We start from the raw sequence: 19,914 nt of genomic DNA, 5'->3' as shown, positions 1-19,914 counted from the left end.
TGAAGATCAGATTTTTACCTTGACCAGATTGCGGTCAAATGTTTTTTCACAATATTTGCAAGCAAGAAGAATGGCTTTTCCATTGGTTTCTATATTAAAAAAGGTGTCAACCGGCTCGGTTTGCGTCACACAGGCGGGATTGGGGCAAATGAATACACCGCGAATGTGCGAAGGCAGAGAAGTAATGATCTTTTCCGTCACTTCAAAATTCCGAATTACGTTGATCGTTGCCTCGGGTGCGAAAATGGTAATGTCATTGGCTTCTTCCGTCGTCAGGACATGATTCTCGATCTTGATCAGATCTTTCAGTTTCAGGCGTTTGCTGGGCAGGTTGATCCCTATGGTGACCTTGTATTTTTTTTCCTGAAGCTTGAGCAAATGCACAATCCGGAAAGCCTGCCCGGAGTTGATATGGTCAATGACTGTGCCATTATGAATGGCGGACACAGATAATGTTTTCGTCATGAAATGATCTCCCGTCATTCTTTGTTCAGCAAGAGTGTCAGCAATGCCTGTCTGACATAAATACCGTTGGCAGCCTGTTGAAAATAATGCGCGTACGGCGTTTCATCCACTCCCGTATCGATTTCATTCACTCGCGGCAGCGGATGCAGGATTTTCAGATTCGGCCGCACGGATGACAACATGTCCGGCGTCAAAATATATTGTTTGCGTATGGCCTGATATTCCGCCTCACTGAAACGCTCTTGTTGTATGCGCGTCATATACAGAACATCCACTTTGGGAATCACTTCCTCAATTGACTGATGAAAGGAAAAACGCACGCCGACTTTTTTCAGCGTGTCGCAAATGGATTCCGGCAGGGCAAGCGCGTCCGGCGCCACTAAAAAGAGGCGGATGTTAAACAGCATGCAGGCCTGCGCGAAAGAGTGAATCGTGCGGCCGTACTTCAGATCGCCGACCAGCGCGATAGCAAGACCATCGAGGCGCTGCTGGCATTCCTGTATGGTGAACAAATCCAAAAGCGCTTGTGTGGGATGCTGATTCGCGCCGTCTCCGGCATTGATCACCGGCTTGTTGGAAACGTCTGCCGCCAACCGCGCGGCGCCTTCCTTGGGATGACGAATAATGATCAGGTCCGCGTATTCAGAAACGATGCGTATGGTATCATGCAGAGTTTCGCCTTTGCGTATGGACAAGGCTTCGTCACTGGAAAAACCAATCACGCTTCCGCCCAATTGCAAAGTAGCCGCTTCGAAGGAAAGACGGGTGCGGGTAGACGGTTCAAAAAAGCAGTGAGCGATGACCTTGTTTTTTAACAAATGCAGCGCTCGCTGTGACTTGAGCCTGGCCGCCGTTTCCAGTATCAGCTTGATGCGGGACAAAGGCAGGTCCTGCATGGAAACAATATCACAGCCATATAAATTGTTTTTCATTATGCACTCTCTTTCGCCAAATACGGATGGGGCACATGTCTCTGTATGTATTCTTGCCATGACAATACTGACTCCGGTGGTTTTCCTCTGAAATCGATAAGACATTGCAGCATGATCTGCGCGATCTGCATGTTTGTGATCAACGGGATGTGATGGTCCACAGCCATGCGCCGGATGACAAAACCATCCGAACTGGTATCCAGCGCGCTGGAAGTAGGCAGATTAATGATGAGTTCAATCTTGCGCTGGGCTATCAGTGTCTGAATATTCGGCTCATTGCCTTCACTGGATTTATAGACAAAATAAGATCCCACACCGTTTTTCGATAAATACGCATGTGTTCCGCTGGTACTGTACAATTCCCAGCCCTGTTCATCCAGTTGTTTGAGGTAGGGCAGCAATTTCGCTTTGTGGGCATCGGCGAGGGATACAAGAATCCGTTTTTCCGGCAAGGTCTGCTCGGTGGCCAGCCAGGCTCGCAAATACGCTTCGTACAGATTTTCACCCAGACACGCCACTTCTCCGGTGGAAGCCATTTCCACATTCGCGACCGGGTTCGCGCCTTTTAATCTGTGGTATGAAAATTGCGGAGCTTTCACGCCGACATAATCCAGTTCCAGTGTTTCATACGTCAGCGGAATCTGTCTGCCCAGCATTGCACGCGTCGCGATAGCGATGAAATTATAGCCCGTCACCTTGGAAACAAAGGGAAACGACCGCGATGCCCGCAGATTCAATTCAATAACCTGAATGAAGTTGTTTTTTGCGATGAATTGAATGTTGAAAGGTCCGGTGATTTGCAAGGCCGCTACGATTTCCCGGGTAATCTTTTTGGTCTTGCGTATGGTTTCCAGGTAAAGGCGCTGGGGCGGTATCACAAGCGTGGCGTCGCCCGAGTGTATTCCCGCGTTTTCGACATGCTCGGTGATCGCTTCAATAATCACGCGCCCCCTGTCAGCGACACCGTCCATTTCCAGTTCTTTCGCATCCTGAATGAATTTGGAAATGACAACCGGGTGCTCGGAAGAAACCAGTGACGCTTCCTTGAGAAACTGTTCCAGCGATTTTTCATTGTAAGCCACATTCATGGCGGAACCGGATAAAATATAGGAAGGACGAATCAGGACAGGATAGCCGATCTGCTCCGCGAATTGTCTGGCTTGCGTCAGGCTCGCGACCGTCGCCCAGGACGGCTGATCAATATCCAGCTGATTCAACAGCGCGGAAAATTTTTCACGATCTTCAGCCTTGTCTATTGATTGCGCGGAAGTGCCTAATAGCTGATATCCTCTCTTGGCCAGGGGAAGCGCGAGATTATTGGCAATCTGGCCGCCCACTGAAACGATAATGCCTTCAGCATGCTCAAAATCCGCGATATCCTGCACTCTTTCCAGAGTCAACTGTTCAAAATACAGGCGGTCAGACTCATCATAATCCGTGGATACGGTTTCAGGATTGGAATTAATCAGAATGGATTTCTTTCCCAGCTCCCGCAGCGATCGGGAAGTATTGACCGCACACCAGTCAAACTCCACTGACGAACCGATTGCGTACGGGCCCGAGCCCAGAACCAGAATAGGCCGCTCGGGAGAAGGCTCGATGTCGTGCTCACAAGCATGGTAGGTAAGATAAAGATAATTGGTTTGCGCGGCAAACTCTCCAGCGAGCGTATCAATCTGTTTGACATAAGGAACGACATTTGCCTCAATGCGACGCGCTCTCACCGCTTCTTCCGGCTGGCCGGTCAGCCTGCCGATTGCGCGATCGGAAAATCCCATGCGCTTGGCTGACTTAAGCAATGAAAAAGACAATTCTTCTGAAACCAGCCGCTTTTCCTCTTCCGCGATGGAATGAATATGGGACAAAAACCAGGTGTCGATATTGCTTAACTGCTGCGCCTCTTTCACGGTACCGCCGGACAGGAAGTATTGATATAAGGCAAACAAACGCCTGTCTGTGGGGAATTCGATTTCTCTTTTTGGATCCGGAATGATATGCGGATAATCACTGATGCAGGATGCGCCTATGTTCAACATGCCGACCGCTTTCTGCAGGCTTTCTGGAAATGACCGGCCTATGCCCATGACTTCGCCCACGCTTTTCATTTCTGTTCCTATCGTGCGCTCAGCCGCTTTCAGCTTGTGGGTGTCCCAGCGCGGGATTTTGACCACAATATAATCGAGAGCGGGCTCGAAGAAAGCGCAAGTCTTTTGTGTCACGCTGTTCCTGATTTCGTGCAGCAAATATCCCAGGCCCAGCTTGGCAGCGACAAACGCGAGCGGATAACCGGTCGCCTTGGAAGCAAGCGCGCTGGACCGGGACAGACGCGCATTCATTTCTATCACCCTGTAATCACCATTGACCGGATTCACGGCGAACTGAATGTTGCACTCACCGATGATATTAAAATGATTTGCGATCGCGATAGACATGTTGCGCAACCGCTGGTGTTCATTGTTACTCAAGGTTTGGGCGGGCGCCACGACTATGCTTTCGCCGGTATGAATCCCCATGGGATCCAGGTTTTCCATATTGCAAATGGTCAATGCGTTGCCGCCGGCATCCCGCACGATTTCATATTCATATTCCTTCCAGCCCAGAAGATATTCTTCTATCAATACCTGGGACACCGTGGCAAAGCATTCTTTAGTCCGTCTGACGAGATCCGTTTTATTGGTAATCTTGCCAGACCCCAGACCACCCAGGGAAAATCCCGCACGCATCATGATGGGATATCCGATTTCTTCCACGGCCGCCAGGGCTTCTTCCACCGTGGTCGCGCAAATACTTCTGGGTGAGTGAATGCCTATGCTTTCCAGCCCCTGCTTGAAGAGGTCGCGGTCTTCCGTCAAACGTATGGAGGATACCTGCGTCCCTAAAACCGCCACACCGTATTGAGACAAGACACCGCTCTTTTCCAGCGCAAGACCCAGATTGAGCGCGGTTTGTCCGCCAAAACCCAGTAGAATGGCATCGGGTTTTTCCTTTTGGATGATTTGCGTTACCACTTCCGTGTTGAGCGGCTGAAGATACAAGGTATCTGCCATTTGGGCATCTGTTTGCACCGTTGCAATATTCGGGTTGGCCAGAATGACCTTGATGCCTTCTTCCTTCAACGCTTTGATGGCTTGTGAACCAGAATAATCAAACTCACCCGCCTGGCCGATTCGCAATCCGCCCGAGCCGAGTAGCAAGACTTTTTTGCCGCTAAACCGCATAGTTCCGCCTCTTGTTCATTTTTCGCACCCGCTCAAACTCCGCCCGCTCTGACACTTCCGGGCGGACAAGACAAATGTGCGTTACTTGGATTAGGGCCGGCCTTGATAAATTTCTATCTTCCCGCAATCACCCGGCCCCCGGTGTGTTGCCTGAATGCCAGTCTTTCATTCTATCATCCGGCGCGATGAGTCATCGCGCCTATGCTTGCCGGGTACGAGCTGGCAACCCGACACCCCGGGCATTCCTTTTTGCTAGGACACTTCCGGCGTGCCGGAAGACACGCAGATTGCGTCAAAAAACTTTTGAAACAGCCATTGGGTATCTTCGGGCCCCGGAGCCGCTTCAGGATGAAATTGAACTGAAAAAAACGGCAAGCTGTGATGCTCGATTCCCGCGACACTCTGATCATTCAGATTCCTGAACGTCACGCGCCAGTCAGAAGAAAGACTGGCTTCATCCACGGCGTATCCATGGTTTTGCGAAGTCAGATAACAACGGTTTGTCATCAAGTGCAGACAAGGCTGATTATGGGATCGGTGACCAAATGGAAGTTTGTAGGTTTTCGCTCCCGCTGCCAGTGCCATTAACTGGGTCCCCAGACAAATTCCAAAAGCGGGTTTATGCAAAGCCATGGCTTTGCGGATAATCGTTATGGTTTTTTGACAGCGGACCGGATCTCCCGGACCGTTGGAAATAAACACACCATCGAATTTTTCATGGGTAAAATCATAATCAAATGGAACTCTTTTGACCCGGACCGGGTATCGCAGCAATGATCGGAGTATGTTTTCTTTCATTCCACAATCAATAGCGATGATCAGTTTGTCACCCGAACCGTAATATTGCGGTTCCTTGATGGAAACTTCTTCCACCCAGTTGATGGCATCAAAGTTTTCAAAATGGTCCAGTTTCGCGTTCATGGGCGCGATCGCACCGGGTTCTACTCCTTTGGTGCGCAAGCATTTGGTCAGGGCACGGGTATCGACGCCGGTCATATAGGGAATTTTTTGATCGGTTAGCCATCTTGCCAGAGAAAATTGCGAAGAATAATTTGAATAATAAGGAGAAAGTTCAGAAAAAACCGCTCCTCTCACATGGATTTTCTCCGATTCCCAGGACTGGGATGAAGACACACCGTAGTTACCGATAAGAGGATAAGTAAAAACAAGAATCTGGCCGGCATAAGAAGGATCAGTCAATGCCTCAACGTAACCTACCATTCCAGTATTAAAAACAACTTCACCAAATGAGATATGTTCCTGATGAACAGGGACTTCGCCGTAAAATACCTCTCCCGATTTTAAGACTAACTGCGCAGTGAGAGTCATCGTATTCATGCTGTACTTATAATAGGTGCGTATTTGTACCATTTTTAGGCTAATAATGTAAATAATCTTTTTTTATGATTGTGCTAAAACCTCAAACCACATTTAAAACCTGCTGCACCAATCAAAAAAGCGTATCTTCATTATAGATGTCATTGAGCGGCATAAGCAGCTGACGCCACTCAATGACGCGCTTCATTATCCCCGGGCAGCTCCGTGTTATTTACAAGCTTTTCATTATCGAGTATTTTTCTATCCAATCCAGACCCTGTAGAGACCGCCATGACTAAAGCAGCCCTGATTACCTCCCTCTATCAAATTGGCGCCATCCAGTTTGGCGAATTCAAACTGAAAAGCGGCCAGACTTCTTCTGTATACATGAACTTGCGCAAGATCATTTCGCATCCCGAGCTCTTGCGCGGCATTGCGAAAGCGATGCGGGAAGCGACAAAAGACTGTCAATTTGATCTGGTCTGCGGCGTACCCTATACCGCTTTACCCATCGCAACCTGCATTTCACTGGACTATAACATTCCCATGATCATGCGCAGAAAAGAAAAAAAGGATTATGGCACCCGGCAGATGATAGAGGGGGAATTCAAGCAGGGTCAGCGCTGCCTCATCATTGAAGATGTCATCACCACCGGCGGCAGCATTATTGAAACCGCAAGCGAGCTGGAAAACGCGGGACTACAGGTCAGCGATCTGGTCGCGCTTATCGATCGCGAGCAAGGCGGCCGGGAAAACCTGTCACAAAGAAAATATCATACCCACACCATTCTCACCCTGTCTGAAATTCTGCAATTCCTGCTGCAATCTCCATTGCTAAGCACTGCGGAACAACAGTGCGCCGAACAATTTCTCGCGGAGAGAACAGCGAAATGATCATTTCCCGGCATTCTTACACGGAACGCGCGCATTATTGCCTTTCACCGCTAGCCAAGAACCTGTTTCATCTCATGGCGGAGAAAGAAACCAATCTCGCCCTGTCAGCCGATGTGACTTCCGCGCAAAAATTACTCGACCTGGCGGAATTACTGGCGCCGGAAATCTGTGTGCTCAAAACACACATTGACATCATAGAAGACTTTACACCCGCCCTGACTCAGCAGCTGCGCAAACTCGCCTTGAAACACCGCTTCATGTTATTCGAGGACAGGAAATTCGCTGATATCGGTAATACAGTCAAGCATCAATACAATGGCGGGATTTATCACATTGCCGATTGGGCGGATCTGGTGAATGCGCACAGCCTTCCCGGACCGGGCATTATCAGCGGACTTGCCGAAGTGGGGCGCAAAAAAAACCGCGGATTGATTTTGCTGGCCGAGATGAGTTCCGCGGGACATTTGATGGGCCCGGAATACATGCAAAACACCTTGAAGATGGCCGAACAATTCTCGGATTTCGTCATTGGATTCATCACCCAGCATGCCTTGTCCCGCGATCCGCACTGGATCAACATCACCCCGGGTGTCAAAATAGGTTCAGGGTCTGACACCCTGGGTCAGCAATATGTCACACCGGAAAAAGCGATCCTGGAAAATGGCAGTGACATTATCATCGTTGGCCGCGGAATCATTCAGGCGAACGATCCTCTCACCGAAGCCCGCAAGTACCGTCAAAGCGGATGGGACTGTTATCTGAAAAGATGCGAGAAGTAAGAACACTCCCTGGCAAAATCCGGTTAATCAAAACCCTGTCACACCTATCAAAAGTAAAAAAAGCCCGGCTACGTCTCCGGGCTTTTATGTCAGACCCGGCGGTCAGGCGCATTGACTGGTGATTACACCCACCTTGTCAAAAACGCTGACAACCGCGGCCGTGTCATACTTATAATCCGCCGCTGCCTTTATCACTCCGCAAGCGCCCTGCTCAAAAGTGCTGGTCGGCACCCAATAACTGCGATTAGCCTGCACCATCACATCAAACGCTTTTCTGACGTTCCATCCCGGTGTCGTGGCCAGGAGATAAAACGCGCGATTATAGACGCCGCTGCTGAGATGAACATTGAGCCCCGGCCGGAATAACTTGGCCGAACTAATGGAGCAGTCATCGCCTGCCTCCACAAACTTGCAGTCCTTGGCAGGATCATCCAGATAACGCAAGGCAAAATCATCAGGTTTTGCGACTTCAGAACCTATCATCCAGTCGTTTTTGCCAGTGGCATAATATTTTGCCGCCTGATCCGCCATGTCTGAAAAAGATTCGTTCATTCCGCCTGACTGGTCATCGTAAACCAGGTTGGAGTGCTGGGAAGTAAAACCATGGCTGATTTCATGCGCCGTCACCCCCAGTGAAGTCAAGGGGTAAAACGTGTTGCCGCCGTCACCAAACATCATTTTTTCCTGGATATCATCCCACTCCGCATTTTCACCTTCTTCAGCAGAATGTGTTTCCATCTCCATAACCATGGGTTGGCCGTTTTTCTGCAAGACAGGAATGCCGTACCAGTCCTGGTACATGGCATTAATCGTTTTGGCAGCGAACAAGGCGTCATTATTTGGTGAATAACCGCCATTGACATGATCGCCGCCTTCATTCCAATAGATACTGGCGTGCCGGCCGTCAGGTTTCGCACATCTGTATGACGCCGTTTTTTGGGTTCTCCAGTCAGTGACCCGTGCCAGAGAATTTTGCAGATAACAGATATTTTTTGCCGCATCCCTGGTAACTTCCAGGCTGGCCAGGCTGCCTGGCAGTCCATCGTACATCAGCTTGCCGGTTCTCAGATTACCGCCCATCCCACCGCCTTTGACCGAATCGGCGGAGGCGGTTTTTCTGTCATCCCAGGTTTTATAGACATGAAAATCCAGCGCATCCAGAATGTACGCAGGCTTGGCCAGCCTGCCGTTTGCCTTGACATAGGCGCTGATCTGAAATGCCCAATGCGCCTTATTCTGGCTGTCTACATACACCATCAATTGATTGCGTTGATGCCGGACTTGTACTTTTACTCCCGCGCGGCTTTCATAATCCGAGATCGCCTGTGAGAAAGCTTTGCGTGCCTGATCCTGGTTAAACACGTAATCCGGCGTATTTTGCAGGTCTTTCTGCAAGTCTTCGTAAATCACGCCGTTCATGGTGGAAGAAGAGGCTTCAGGACCGGCAACCATCAGACTGCGCAGGGTTTTCTGGCCGCCGTGCGGTGTATGAATGACTGCGTCACCGCCGAATACGGGATAACCCGAGAAAGTCTGCTTAACACGGGTATGCACAGTTTGATTAAAATCGACCGTCTGGCTGACTTCTTCCAGGCCTGCTCCCGCCGGACCCGCTGCCGCGCCAAGCCTGGCCTTGCCCGATGCGGACAGGGATTTCAGATATTGAAAAGACTGATGGCTCAAATCAACAGGCCTGGCCGCATAGGCGGGCAAGACACCACAGCAGAAGATGCTGACAACGCTAAGCTTTATGAATCTCTTTCTGGTCATGACTCACCTCTATGAAAAATTAAATCCGGGGATTTAATTGGATTAAAACAAATGAGCGTAGCCGCTTCTGACAAATACGAAGCCGGAAAAGTGATTTTTTCTGTCCTTAGAACCCGGTTAAAGCAAAGATAAGCATTCCCTGTTTTATTCTTTTGCCTGGCCTGCCGACTTTTTTACAGTCTTACGGAATGTTACCAAGAAAAGCATAATAGCCCTCCTCTGTCAACTCATGAGAGTCTTGTGTACAATAGGCGCACCAAAAGCCTGAAAAGAACTAGAAAAATCTGCCAGATCATCGACTTAGAATTTAACAGGAGGCCATCTCAATGGTTCAGTCCACAAATGAAGTCTTTATACAATCAAAAAACCATCTCAATTTGTCTGCGAAAGAACTCGTTGAGCTAGCACTTGCCCGCGGTGAAGGTGAGCTGGCCTCCAACCAGGCGCTGGTCGTTAAAACAGGTTCCCGCACCGGCCGCTCTCCCAAAGATCGCTTCATCGTCCGCGGCCAGGCCACGGAAACCCAGGTTGACTGGAACCAGATCAACCAGCCTATCAGTGCGGACAAATTTGAAGCCCTGTGGGAAAAAGCTCTTCATTACCTGAATTCAAAAGATGCCCGTTTTACATCCTATCTCAAGGTAGGTGCTCACGAAACCCTGGGCGTGTCCGTCAAAGTGATGGCGGAACTGGCCTGGCATACCCTGTTTGCCCATGTCTTGTTTATCCGTCCCGTCACTCCTCCGACAAGCGACCAGCCCAACCAGTGGACCATTCTCAGCACACCCGGTTTCAAGACCGATCCGGCGCGCGACGGTGTCAACAGCGATGCCGCTGTCATTCTGGACTTCGAAAAACACCGGATTCTCATTTGCGGCACCTATTACGCGGGCGAGATGAAAAAAGCCATGTTTTCAGTATTAAATTTTGTTTTGCCCCAACATGACATTCTGCCCATGCACTGCGCGGCGAACGCCAGCAAAGAGGGCGATACCGCCCTGTTTTTCGGCCTGTCCGGCACCGGCAAAACCACCTTGTCCGCCGATCCCAAGCGCTTACTGATCGGCGATGACGAACATGGATGGGGAGAAGACGGAATTTTTAATTTTGAAGGCGGCTGTTACGCCAAATGTATTGATCTTTCGCCCGAGCGCGAACCGCTCATCTGGAATGCCATACGCTTTGGCACCGTCATTGAGAATGTGGTTTTAAATCCGCAAACCAGGGAACCCGATTACGCGGACGCCAGCCTCACCCAGAATACCCGCGCAGCCTATCCGCGTGAATTTATCCCGGAACGGGTTGAAAATAACCGCGGAAGACAACCGCATGCCGTTTTATTCCTGACCTGCGACCTGTACGGCGTATTGCCGCCGGTCGCGCGCCTGACGCCTGAACAAGCTGCTTATTATTTCCTGAGCGGATACACCGCTCTGGTTGGCAGCACCGAAGTCGGCCAAGGCAGCGGCATCAAACCAACCTTCAGCACCTGCTTCGGCGCACCCTTCTTCCCGCGGCCGCCCGGTGTATACGCGGAATTATTGATGAAACGTCTGCGCAATTTCGATACCCAGGTTTATCTGGTCAATACCGGGTGGACTGGCGGATCGCATGGTGAAGGCGGCAAGCGCTTTTCCATTCCAACAACTCGGTCCGTCGTCACAGCCATCGTGGAAGGAACCTTGAAAAACGCTGAATTTGAAACTTTGCCCGGATTTAATATCGAGATCCCCAAAGACGTGCCGGGCGTAGACACCCGCTTATTGAATCCGCGCAAAACCTGGGACAATCAAGCTGCGCATGATGCCAACGCGCGCACGCTGATCTCGCAGTTTATTGAAAACTTCAAACGTTTTAATGTCAGTGATGCCATCCGAAACGCCGGACCCACACTGGATTAAAATCATATCAGCCTCAAAAACCCGGATCCCTGCTTGTGCCAGGCCCTTCGAGACGGACACTGACGTGTCCTCCTCAGGCCTGTCCTGAGCTTGTCGAAGGAGCGAACGGATTCGGATTTTTCCGTTCGTGGTGAGGAGCCGCGTCAGCGGCGATGAAAATCCCGTTCGTGGTGAGGAGCCGCGTCAGCGGCGTCTCGAACCATGAACCCAAGCTGCGGATTCCCGCTTTACCCGACATGACTGGGCGAAAGCAGGAATGACGCGCCTTCTCGCCATTTCCTGCGCAGACGGTATATAATCAAATAATCCCTGCAAGGAGGTCACGTGCGTTTTCTCAAGGAATTTCAAGCTTTTGCCATGCGCGGAAATGTCATTGACCTTGCCGTGGCGGTCGTCATGGGTGCTGCGTTTAACAAAATCGTAGGCTCTTTGGTCGATGGCATCGTCATGCCTTTTATCGGTTTGCTGATAGGCGGGGTCAATATCGCAGATAAATCCCTTACCATAGGCCAGGCAGTGATTAAATGGGGCATGTTTTTGCAATCCATTATTGATTTTGCCCTGATAGCCTTCTCGATTTTCATGGTCATCAAGGCCATGAATACCCTGCGGTTAAAAAAGGATATGACAGCTTCTGCAAAACCTTCCGACGAAGTCCTGTTATTAGGTGAAATTCGTGATTTGTTAAAAAGCCGGCCCATGACCGCTGATTCTCAGTAATCCGGATGTCTTATGACCGCCATTTCAGATAACCTCGCTGCCTTGCTTGAATCCATACGCGCTTTTGAAAAAAAATATGGTCGCGACCCCGGATCCGTGAAACTGCTCGCTGCCAGCAAGAAGCAGTCTGTTGACAGTATCAAGGCGGCGTTTGACGCAGGCCAGTGCTGTTTTGGAGAAAGCTATTTACAGGAAGCGGCAGGCAAATTTTCCGCCCTCCATAACTTGCCGATAGAATGGCATTTCATCGGTCCTGTCCAAAGCAACAAGACCCGCAAGATTGCTGAATTTTTTTCCTGGGTACACAGCGTGGATAGCATGAGGATAGTGAAACGCCTGAATGATCAGCGGCCAGACCATTTGCCACCGCTTAATATCTGTATAGAAGTGAATGTCAGCGGAGAAGCTTCCAAATCAGGCGTCCTCATGGATCAGGTCTTGGGACTGGCGTTGTATTGCCAGAACCTGCCGCGTATCAGATTGCGCGGGCTCATGGCCATACCCGCCATACATCATCGCTTTGATCATCAACGCCAGGAGTTTCACAAACTGCAGTCTCTCTTTCTTTACCTGCGTGAGCACCATTTCTCCGTGGATACCTTATCCATGGGCATGTCAGATGATTTTGAAGCTGCCATCGCGGAAGGGTCGACTATCGTGAGAATCGGCACCGCTCTATTTGGTCGGCGAGTATAAATATCGCGAAATTCCTGCTTATTATACCACACCCTGATACCCCCGATTTAGGTTATAAATAACTTATGGGGTTGCGGCGGGGGAAGGGTAAATGATGATTAAAAAAATAACATTCTCCATTCTGATTTATTCATTTTGCTCACTTATCTTGTTTAATTACGCTTATGCCGCCGGCAATCCGGTCAAAGGTATTTATGTGACACAATGGAACCTGGAAAATACCACTTATCTCAACTATTTGATTAAACGTGCCAAGAGCGCCGGCATCAACACTTTTGTCGTCGACCTGGAAAAGCCCGGCAAGCGATATAAAGAAAACATTGCCTTGCTGAAAGATAACCATATCCGTTATGTGGCCCGAATCGTCATGTTCCCGGATGGCGGCACAGCCAGTCAGATTGAAAACCCGGCTGTATGGCAAAAGAAATATACTCTGGTCAAACAAGCCATTGATTACGGTGCAAACGAAATACAATTAGATTACATCCGTTATAATACTAAACAGAAACCATCCGCAGAAAATGCCAAACGTATACATGAAATCATTGCCTGGTACAAAAACAAATTATCGGGGCAAAACATTCCGCTTCAGGTGGATGTTTTTGGCATCGCAAGTTTTGGTGAGTCAAAATATATCGGCCAGAACATAAAATTATTCTCACAAAGTGTCGATGCCATTTGCCCCATGGTTTACCCGTCACATTACGCGCCTTTCCCCAAACACTTCAAACAGCCTTATGAAACCGTCTATAACTCATTAAAGAGCATAAAAGGGCAGTTTGATGATAAAATGCCCGTCAAAATGTATGCTTACATCGAGCTTTCCAATTATCATTTCCCTATGTCCCGCCCGAAAACCATTGAGTACATCAAGTCTCAATTGCGCGCTGTCCAAGCGGCGGGAGCGGATGGTTTTTATGCCTGGAGTCCGCATAACCGATACGATAACCTGTTCAATATTCTGGAAGCCCAGTCTGGCAAAAAATAACCATGATGCTGTTCCTTGTTGTACCGTGATGGCAAACAACCCCTTTAGGATGAAGGGGTTTTTGCTGTTTGTTGCAATACTTCGCGAGACACCGTCGCTCACAATTGCTTGATGAGGTGTAACATGAGTTAATAAGTCTTTGTCTCAATCCGGCATCATGCAACAGACTTCGGAGCAATCTTTCATGAGTCATCCCATCATAGCAATCATAGGCGCGGGCAATATGGGCAGCAGCCTCATAGGCGGACTGATCAGGAATGGCCATCCCGCAGACCGTCTCTGGGCCACGGATCCCCGTTCCGAAAAACGGGAAGAGTTGAAAGAAACGTTTGCCATTCATACCACCGGGGATAATGCCGCTGCCGTTCAAGCTGCGGACATTGTGGTTTTTGCCGTCAAGCCGCAAATATTTTCAATGGTTGCGGGTTCCCTGCATGAAGCGGTGCAATTGCGCAAGCCGCTGGTGCTTTCTATCGCGGCCGGCATCACCCTGTCCAGCATTCAGCACTGGTTGGGCGGCAATATCGCTATCGTGCGCGCAATGCCCAACACGCCGGCACTGATCAGCTGCGGTGCTGCGGCACTTTACGCGAATGAGGAAGTGACCGCTGAGCAGCGCAGCAAGGCTGAATCGATATTACGGTCCGTGGGTGTAGCCATCTGGTTATCGGATGAAAAACAGATGGATACAGTCACCGCCCTGTCTGGCAGCGGACCCGCTTATTTTTTTCTGATGATGGAAGCCTTGCAGCAAGCCGCGCAACAATGCGGCCTCCCCGAGGAAACCGCGCGCCTGCTGACCTTGCAAACCGCTCTGGGTGCGGCACGCATGGCGATAGAAAGTGGAAAGCAGCTGGATGAGCTCAGACACAATGTCACTTCCCCCGGCGGCACGACTGAACGAGCCGTGACCGTCCTGGAAGAAAACAATATCCGTGACGTGTTTCTGAAAGCAGTACAAGCGGCGAAACAACGGTCGGAAGAATTAGCCCGGCTTATGGAAGGGAAAGGGCAAGGATGATCTTTTGCAGCCTGCGGTCATGGTGCAAAGACGGAAATTTTAGAGTAGGCTCATAGTGTAACTCCGTCATCGTGATGGTAATATAGACAGCAACAATTCTGGTGGATAGAAGCTAAGAGGATAAGGAAATGTCAGGAACCAGTCTCAATGCGATGCTTTTTTTAATTAGCTGTGTATTCGATTTTTATATCATTGTTTTATTCATGCGGCTTGTTCTTGCCTGGGTGAATGCCGATTATAACCACCCGATCACCCAGTTCGTTGTCAAACTAACCAGTTTTGTTGTCAAACCCGTCAAAAAGTTTTTACCGGATTTTCGCGGTTTTGAAACCTCCACCCTGATCCTGATTATCCTGATTGAAGCATTGAAATATTTTGTTATCACCATCCTCAGCTTTGGGATGCCCAATATTCTCGGACTTTTCATACTTGCGGTAGGGGACTCCCTGCGTCTGATGCTGGAAACACTCTCGCTGGCGCTGGTCTTCCAGGTCATCCTGAGCTGGATGCAGCCCGGTTCGCCGATTTATCAGGTATTGTTCAAATTCACTTCTCCGGTGGTGCGTCCATTTCAAAAACTGATACCGCCCATTGCCGGCATAGATGTTTCTCCTATTCCAGCCATCATTCTCCTGCAGTTGCTCATCATCATAATAGTTAATCCCATGAAGGGCACAGGACTGGGTATAGCCATTGGCGGCTGAAGCCTCACCCTGGCATTACTGGCGGGGCAGCTCGCTTTTCATTCATGTGTTTATTCAACCGCGGGCAAGTCGCGACCAGATTACCGGCCTGATGACTTGCCCGGGCCCGGCCGGCACTGAAGAAAATTGTCTGAAAGTCAGGATTACCGCTCCTCCGCTGGAAGGACGCGCCAATAAATATCTGATAAAATTTCTCGCTCGCTGCTTCAAAGTGCCCGTGCAGCAGGTCATAATCCTCCAGGGTGAACATGGCCGCAAAAAATGGGTTCGCATTGATACACCAACCGATTTGAGTATGTTAAATGAAAGTCGTTTTAGCGAGTAATAATCCGGGAAAAGTCGGAGAATTTCAGGAATTATTAAAAAATCTGCCGATAGACCTTCTTCCTCAGTCCGAATTAGGCATAGACGAGGCCGAAGAGACCGGCTTGTCGTTTGTGGAAAACGCCATCATTAAAGCTCGCCACGCGGCACAAGCCGCGGGGCTGCCCGCCATTGCGGATGACTCGGGGCTGGCTGTTGATGCCCTGAATGGAGCGCCTGGAATTTATTCCGCCCGCTATGCGGGAAAAAACGCAGCGGCGCAAGATAATATTCACAAGCTATTGCTGGATCTGGAAAATGTTCCCGAGGAAAAACGCACCGCCAGTTTTCATTGTGTGCTTGTTTTCATGGCCCACGCACTGGATCCCACGCCGCTTATCTGCCAAGGCAAATGGTCCGGGATGATTTTACGCGCGCCGCAAGGCGGCAACGGGTTTGGTTACGATCCGGTTTTTTATGTCCCAGCGGAAAAAAAATCAGCAGCCGAACTTCCCAATCAGGTAAAAAATAAAATCAGTCACCGTGGAATCGCCTTACAATCCCTGTTAAAAATGTTACCGGATAAATTATGACCGCGCTTTCCGTCAAACAACTTACCAAGGTCTATTCCAACGGCCTGACCGCTTTGAAAGGCATCAGCCTTGAGGTCGCTGAAGGTGATTTTTTCGCCCTGCTGGGCCAGAATGGCGCCGGCAAATCCACAACGATTGGCATTATTTGCAACCTGGTCAACAAAACATCCGGCAAAGTGCTGGTATTCGGCCATGACACAGACGTGGAACTTGCACAGGCGAAATCACTGATAGGCGTGGTGCCCCAGGAAATGAATTTCAGTCTGTTTGAAAAAATTTCTCATATCCTGATCAATCAAGCGGGTTATTATGGCATCCCCAAAAAAATCGCCGCTGAACGCATGGAGCTTTATCTCAGGGAAATGGGCATCTGGGAAATGCATAACCAGCCGGCTTTTCGATTGTCCGGCGGAATGAAGCGCCGGCTCATGATCGCGCGCGCTCTCATGAATGAACCGAAATTGCTTATTCTTGATGAACCGACTGCGGGAGTGGACATTGAACTTCGCCACACCTTGTGGCGCTTCCTCACCAAGCTCAACCAGCAGGGCACGACCATCATACTGACCACCCATTATCTCGAAGAAGCTGAACAGCTTTGTAAAAATGTCGCCATCATTGATCATGGCGAAATCATTGAAAATGCCAACATGAAATCACTGATTAACCGCCTGAATGCGCAAACACTGGTTCTGGACACGCAGCAGCCCCTGCATGGCAAACTTTCACTGGATGGCTATCATTACCGCCTGGTGGATGACACTTCGCTGGAAATCGAAATTCAACGGGGGCAGTCCATCAATCAGTTATTCTACCTGCTGTCTCAGCAGCAGATTACGATTACCAGCATGCGCAACAAAACCAACCGCCTGGAAGAATTATTCATACGTCTTATTTCTGACAACAAACGCCAGGAAGCGTCCGGAACCCCGTCGGAGAACACATGATACATCGTACCGGTTTTTATCCAAACATGATTGCCCTGCAAACCCTGTTAATCAAGGAAGTCATGCGTTTTATGCGTATCTGGACACAAACACTTCTGCCGCCAGCCATCACGATGGGACTCTATTTCATCATTTTTGGCAAATTCATAGGTTCGCAAATCCGGCATATTGACGGTTATGAATATATCCAGTACATCGTGCCCGGCCTGGTCATGATGTCTATCATGACCAACGCTTACGCTAATACCGCTTCGTCTTTTTTCCTGACCAAATTCAATAAAAGCATTGAAGAAATGCTGGTTTCACCCATGTCCAATTTCATTACCCTGCTGGGATTCACGCTGGGCGGCACCATACGCGGCATCCTGGTTGGGGCGATCGTGATGGTAGTTTCACTATTGTTCACGCATGTCCCGTTGTCTCATATGGGCTTCGTCGTATCCATGGCGATACTCGCCGCCATGGTATTTTCATTGGGCGGCCTGATTAATGGAATTTATGCCAAACGCTTTGACGACATTTCATTCATTCCCACTTTTGTGCTGACTCCGCTGACCTATCTGGGCGGAGTATTTTATTCCATCAAACAATTATCGCCGACGTGGCGCAGCCTCTCCATGTTTAACCCCATCCTGGATATGGTCGACACATTCCGCTACGGCTTGCTGGGCGTATCGGACTTAAATGTTTACTGGGGTTTTAGTCTGGTTTGCCTTTTGTTTGTCATTCTTTTTTTCTGGGCATGGGCGCTGCTGCATAAAGGAATAGGGATAAAGGTTTGACATCTGCCAGGCCGCTGATTAATCTTCACATAAATAGATGGAATGAAATTTCAAGGATTCATCATGATCAAACAACTTATTGCTCTCGTTGCCTTGAGTACCGCCATCGTTCTCTCCATGTCTTATGCGCAGCAAGGCGTTCAATGGCTGGTTGCTGCCCATGACTGGGTTTCACAATTGCTAACCGAGGTTTTTTCCGGAGGACACGCTGGCAATCTGGCCAGGGGCTTGCTCGCTCTGCTCAGCATACCCGTTCTTGTGGGCCTCGTCCCTGCCGTCGTTTACTGGCTGGTCAAACGACATTGGTTCCCCTACTTCATGGAAATTGTCTGGATAGTCTGGCTGATCCAGGCAGGCGCCCTGATCGTGATGTATAAGGCGGTAGCCGTCTAAGCCGTTGTCGTCAACATGCTTTACTTGAACAATTCTCAAATCCAAAAAGCTGTTTTCACCATGATCTTTGATGTCAGGGCCATGATATGCCTGACTGGCCCGGGCAAATCGCGCGCGCCCAATGCCACGGCTTCATCTCTGTGTCTTGCTTCATCCGCTTCCATTTGCTGCAGAATGACATAACTGCGCTGATCCTTGGAAGGCAAGGCATTAAGATGGCCTTCAAGGTGCCTGATGACTTGCCGTTCTGTTTCCGCGACGAAGCCTAGGCTCCATTTATCGCCTACCATGCCCGCTGTCATCCCGATACAAAATGAACCCAGATACCAAACCGGGTTCAGATAACTGGGGTGACTGCCCAGCTCATCCAGTCTTTGTTTGCACCAGGCCAGATGGTCTCCTTCTTCTGTGGCGGCAAGGTGCATTTTTTCCTGTACTTCCTGTGAACGGGAAACCACTCCCTGACCATGATAAAGAGCCTGGGCACAGATTTCTCCCGCATGATTAATGCGCATCAACGCTGCCGCATGCCTGCGCTCATTATCACTCAAGGATGGTTCGGGAAGTTCCTTGCCGGGGTAATCCGCGCCGGTTGTTTTGACGGTATCGGTCAAAGCGCGCACGGCTTGATCAAATCCCAGACAAAGCCGATCCAGAAAAGAATAATAACGTTGAGAATTCATAGGCTGGTCTTATCGAAAACATGGGTCAAATCATACCATCCGCCCAAGCCCCGTCAACCAGGCAACAGACTTGCGTTTAAATATCTTCTCAATTAGATTAGGAAGTCCTGTTTTTAGTCAAAAAGCTGTCATGCAAGATAGAACACTATCAGATCACGTCATCATTGATATCCGGGAACTGCAAGCACTGGCTTCACGGCAGCCGCCCGCTCCCGTCATTTCATTCGCTAATCCTCAGGATTATCCTGCTGCGCCCGCAGGCCTGATCGAATTTTTCAACCTGGTTCCGGATGAAATGATAGTGCGGATTCTGCGATCATTGCCAGCGGCGGATGTCATCAGACTGTCTCAAGTCAACCGCCGTTTTCACGCCATCTGCGATGAGTATTTGACCTGTCATTTACAAAAAGATATGGCGCATCTCAAAATCCGTTTCTTCAGAAAGCAGCAAGAGCGATTAAATGACGATATCGAAGCGCTGCAAGATACCAAAACCGGCTGCCGGCAGATTTCCGGTCAAATGGCGGGCGGCGCTGTCCTGGCTGCCATCATAGGCTACTTTGAGTATCTGGTTGCGCAAACGTCTGCCGGATCTTCGCGTGATTTGAAAATAATACTGGCCGCTTTCTTTGTTATTTCAATTCTCGTCTTTTTGAAGGGTTTGTTTGACGCGGTCAAAAATTGCATGGCAGATTGCCAGGTCAGCGGACTAAGCGGCCGCATAAACGCGCTTAATGATGATATTGACCTGGCACGCCAAATCATGCGCCGTCCCTAGCAATTATCTGCCTGCCCAATGCGAACAACG

20 protein-coding genes are annotated in these 19,914 nt (G+C 49.5%); 14 read left to right on the top strand and 6 right to left on the bottom strand.

The window, feature by feature from the left end:
* Nucleotides 1–6 precede the first annotated feature (6 nt).
* The 4 genes from pyrI to carA form a co-directional block, all read right to left on the bottom strand.
* Entirely contained in the window at nt 7–465 is a 459-nt protein-coding gene (gene pyrI, locus AQULUS_RS00195; RefSeq protein WP_197737260.1) for an aspartate carbamoyltransferase regulatory subunit, read from the bottom strand.
* 14 nt (nt 466–479) lie between these two features.
* The gene (pyrB, locus tag AQULUS_RS00190) at nt 480–1,397 is read right to left on the bottom strand and encodes an aspartate carbamoyltransferase (RefSeq protein WP_148337474.1); all 918 of its coding nucleotides are present in this window, start codon (nt 1,395–1,397) and stop codon (nt 480–482) included.
* Nucleotides 1,397–4,615 (bottom strand): carbamoyl-phosphate synthase (glutamine-hydrolyzing) large subunit, encoded by a 3,219-nt coding sequence (gene carB, locus AQULUS_RS00185; RefSeq protein WP_148337473.1) that lies wholly within the window; start codon nt 4,613–4,615, stop codon nt 1,397–1,399. The genes pyrB and carB overlap by 1 nt, the downstream gene beginning before the upstream one ends.
* A gap of 252 nt (nt 4,616–4,867) precedes the next feature.
* On the bottom strand, nt 4,868–5,953 hold the full coding sequence (gene carA / locus AQULUS_RS00180; protein WP_197737259.1) for a glutamine-hydrolyzing carbamoyl-phosphate synthase small subunit: 1,086 nt from the start codon (nt 5,951–5,953) through the stop codon (nt 4,868–4,870).
* Nucleotides 5,954–6,223: 270 nt separating this feature from the next.
* On the opposite strand from carA, the gene AQULUS_RS00175 reads away from it, so the two are divergent.
* Nucleotides 6,224–6,826 (top strand): orotate phosphoribosyltransferase, encoded by a 603-nt coding sequence (locus AQULUS_RS00175; RefSeq protein ID WP_148337472.1) that lies wholly within the window; start codon nt 6,224–6,226, stop codon nt 6,824–6,826.
* Nucleotides 6,787–7,605, top strand: coding sequence for an orotidine-5'-phosphate decarboxylase (pyrF, locus tag AQULUS_RS00170; protein WP_232051807.1), 819 nt, complete (start codon nt 6,787–6,789; stop codon nt 7,603–7,605). The genes AQULUS_RS00175 and pyrF overlap by 40 nt, the downstream gene beginning before the upstream one ends.
* A gap of 102 nt (nt 7,606–7,707) precedes the next feature.
* Here pyrF and AQULUS_RS00165 read toward each other — a convergent pair whose 3' ends face one another.
* The gene (locus tag AQULUS_RS00165) at nt 7,708–9,375 is read right to left on the bottom strand and encodes a M4 family metallopeptidase (RefSeq protein ID WP_148337468.1); all 1,668 of its coding nucleotides are present in this window, start codon (nt 9,373–9,375) and stop codon (nt 7,708–7,710) included.
* 326 nt (nt 9,376–9,701) lie between these two features.
* On the opposite strand from AQULUS_RS00165, the gene AQULUS_RS00160 reads away from it, so the two are divergent.
* The 11 genes from AQULUS_RS00160 (at nt 9,702) to AQULUS_RS00110 (ending at nt 18,423) form a co-directional block, all read left to right on the top strand.
* Nucleotides 9,702–11,276, top strand: coding sequence for a phosphoenolpyruvate carboxykinase (locus AQULUS_RS00160; protein ID WP_148337466.1), 1,575 nt, complete (start codon nt 9,702–9,704; stop codon nt 11,274–11,276).
* 324 nt (nt 11,277–11,600) lie between these two features.
* The gene (gene mscL, locus AQULUS_RS00155) at nt 11,601–11,996 is read left to right on the top strand and encodes a large-conductance mechanosensitive channel protein MscL (protein WP_148337464.1); all 396 of its coding nucleotides are present in this window, start codon (nt 11,601–11,603) and stop codon (nt 11,994–11,996) included.
* Nucleotides 11,997–12,008: 12 nt separating this feature from the next.
* Nucleotides 12,009–12,692, top strand: a complete 684-nt coding sequence (locus tag AQULUS_RS00150) for a YggS family pyridoxal phosphate-dependent enzyme (protein WP_148337462.1) — start codon at nt 12,009–12,011, stop codon at nt 12,690–12,692.
* 91 nt (nt 12,693–12,783) lie between these two features.
* Nucleotides 12,784–13,680 carry a putative glycoside hydrolase gene (locus AQULUS_RS00145; protein WP_148337460.1) on the top strand — a complete coding sequence of 299 codons (897 nt, stop codon included), beginning with the start codon at nt 12,784–12,786 and terminating at the stop codon, nt 13,678–13,680.
* Between the two features lie 184 nt (nt 13,681–13,864).
* On the top strand, nt 13,865–14,701 hold the full coding sequence (gene proC, locus AQULUS_RS00140; protein WP_148337458.1) for a pyrroline-5-carboxylate reductase: 837 nt from the start codon (nt 13,865–13,867) through the stop codon (nt 14,699–14,701).
* Nucleotides 14,702–14,829: 128 nt separating this feature from the next.
* Entirely contained in the window at nt 14,830–15,405 is a 576-nt protein-coding gene (locus tag AQULUS_RS00135; RefSeq protein ID WP_148337456.1) for a YggT family protein, read from the top strand.
* Nucleotides 15,395–15,730 (top strand): DUF167 family protein, encoded by a 336-nt coding sequence (locus tag AQULUS_RS00130; protein WP_148337454.1) that lies wholly within the window; start codon nt 15,395–15,397, stop codon nt 15,728–15,730. The genes AQULUS_RS00135 and AQULUS_RS00130 overlap by 11 nt, the downstream gene beginning before the upstream one ends.
* Complete coding sequence (gene rdgB / locus AQULUS_RS00125; protein ID WP_148337452.1) at nt 15,708–16,301, top strand: RdgB/HAM1 family non-canonical purine NTP pyrophosphatase; 594 nt, start codon at nt 15,708–15,710, stop codon at nt 16,299–16,301. Before AQULUS_RS00130 ends, rdgB begins: the two co-directional genes overlap by 23 nt.
* Nucleotides 16,298–17,248 (top strand): ABC transporter ATP-binding protein, encoded by a 951-nt coding sequence (locus AQULUS_RS00120; protein WP_197737258.1) that lies wholly within the window; start codon nt 16,298–16,300, stop codon nt 17,246–17,248. Before rdgB ends, AQULUS_RS00120 begins: the two co-directional genes overlap by 4 nt.
* On the top strand, nt 17,245–18,030 hold the full coding sequence (locus AQULUS_RS00115) for an ABC transporter permease (protein WP_148337448.1): 786 nt from the start codon (nt 17,245–17,247) through the stop codon (nt 18,028–18,030). Before AQULUS_RS00120 ends, AQULUS_RS00115 begins: the two co-directional genes overlap by 4 nt.
* A gap of 63 nt (nt 18,031–18,093) precedes the next feature.
* A complete protein-coding gene (locus tag AQULUS_RS00110; protein WP_148337446.1) occupies nt 18,094–18,423 on the top strand; it encodes a hypothetical protein in 330 nt (109 codons plus the stop codon).
* 35 nt (nt 18,424–18,458) lie between these two features.
* Here AQULUS_RS00110 and coq7 read toward each other — a convergent pair whose 3' ends face one another.
* Entirely contained in the window at nt 18,459–19,106 is a 648-nt protein-coding gene (gene coq7, locus AQULUS_RS00105) for a 2-polyprenyl-3-methyl-6-methoxy-1,4-benzoquinone monooxygenase (protein ID WP_148337444.1), read from the bottom strand.
* 130 nt (nt 19,107–19,236) lie between these two features.
* Here coq7 and AQULUS_RS00100 point away from each other — a divergent pair, with 130 nt between their 5' ends.
* Nucleotides 19,237–19,884, top strand: a complete 648-nt coding sequence (locus AQULUS_RS00100; RefSeq protein ID WP_148337442.1) for an F-box protein — start codon at nt 19,237–19,239, stop codon at nt 19,882–19,884.
* Nucleotides 19,885–19,914: the final 30 nt, after the last annotated feature.

It is taken from the genome of Aquicella siphonis, assembly GCF_902459485.1.
GTDB classification, from domain to species: Bacteria; Pseudomonadota; Gammaproteobacteria; order DSM-16500; family DSM-16500; genus Aquicella; species Aquicella siphonis.
The sequence above is the reverse complement of the archived record's forward strand: the minus strand, read 5'-3'. Positions and strand labels throughout refer to the sequence as shown.

Bases quoted from the DNA above. Each gene is read 5' to 3' on its own strand.
- pyrI (WP_197737260.1), bottom strand. From the start codon at position 465: ATGACGAAAACATTATCTGTGTCCGCCATTCATAATGGCACAGTCATT.
- pyrB (WP_148337474.1), bottom strand. From the start codon at position 1,397: ATGAAAAACAATTTATATGGCTGTGATATTGTTTCCATGCAGGACCTG.
- carB (WP_148337473.1), bottom strand. From the start codon at position 4,615: ATGCGGTTTAGCGGCAAAAAAGTCTTGCTACTCGGCTCGGGCGGATTG.
- carA (WP_197737259.1), bottom strand. From the start codon at position 5,953: ATGAATACGATGACTCTCACTGCGCAGTTAGTCTTAAAATCGGGAGAG.
- AQULUS_RS00175 (WP_148337472.1), top strand. From the start codon at position 6,224: ATGACTAAAGCAGCCCTGATTACCTCCCTCTATCAAATTGGCGCCATC.
- AQULUS_RS00165 (WP_148337468.1), bottom strand. From the start codon at position 9,375: ATGACCAGAAAGAGATTCATAAAGCTTAGCGTTGTCAGCATCTTCTGC.
- AQULUS_RS00160 (WP_148337466.1), top strand. From the start codon at position 9,702: ATGGTTCAGTCCACAAATGAAGTCTTTATACAATCAAAAAACCATCTC.
- AQULUS_RS00150 (WP_148337462.1), top strand. From the start codon at position 12,009: ATGACCGCCATTTCAGATAACCTCGCTGCCTTGCTTGAATCCATACGC.
- AQULUS_RS00145 (WP_148337460.1), top strand. From the start codon at position 12,784: ATGATGATTAAAAAAATAACATTCTCCATTCTGATTTATTCATTTTGC.
- proC (WP_148337458.1), top strand. From the start codon at position 13,865: ATGAGTCATCCCATCATAGCAATCATAGGCGCGGGCAATATGGGCAGC.
- AQULUS_RS00135 (WP_148337456.1), top strand. From the start codon at position 14,830: ATGTCAGGAACCAGTCTCAATGCGATGCTTTTTTTAATTAGCTGTGTA.
- rdgB (WP_148337452.1), top strand. From the start codon at position 15,708: ATGAAAGTCGTTTTAGCGAGTAATAATCCGGGAAAAGTCGGAGAATTT.
- AQULUS_RS00120 (WP_197737258.1), top strand. From the start codon at position 16,298: ATGACCGCGCTTTCCGTCAAACAACTTACCAAGGTCTATTCCAACGGC.
- AQULUS_RS00115 (WP_148337448.1), top strand. From the start codon at position 17,245: ATGATACATCGTACCGGTTTTTATCCAAACATGATTGCCCTGCAAACC.
- AQULUS_RS00110 (WP_148337446.1), top strand. From the start codon at position 18,094: ATGATCAAACAACTTATTGCTCTCGTTGCCTTGAGTACCGCCATCGTT.
- coq7 (WP_148337444.1), bottom strand. From the start codon at position 19,106: ATGAATTCTCAACGTTATTATTCTTTTCTGGATCGGCTTTGTCTGGGA.
- AQULUS_RS00100 (WP_148337442.1), top strand. From the start codon at position 19,237: ATGCAAGATAGAACACTATCAGATCACGTCATCATTGATATCCGGGAA.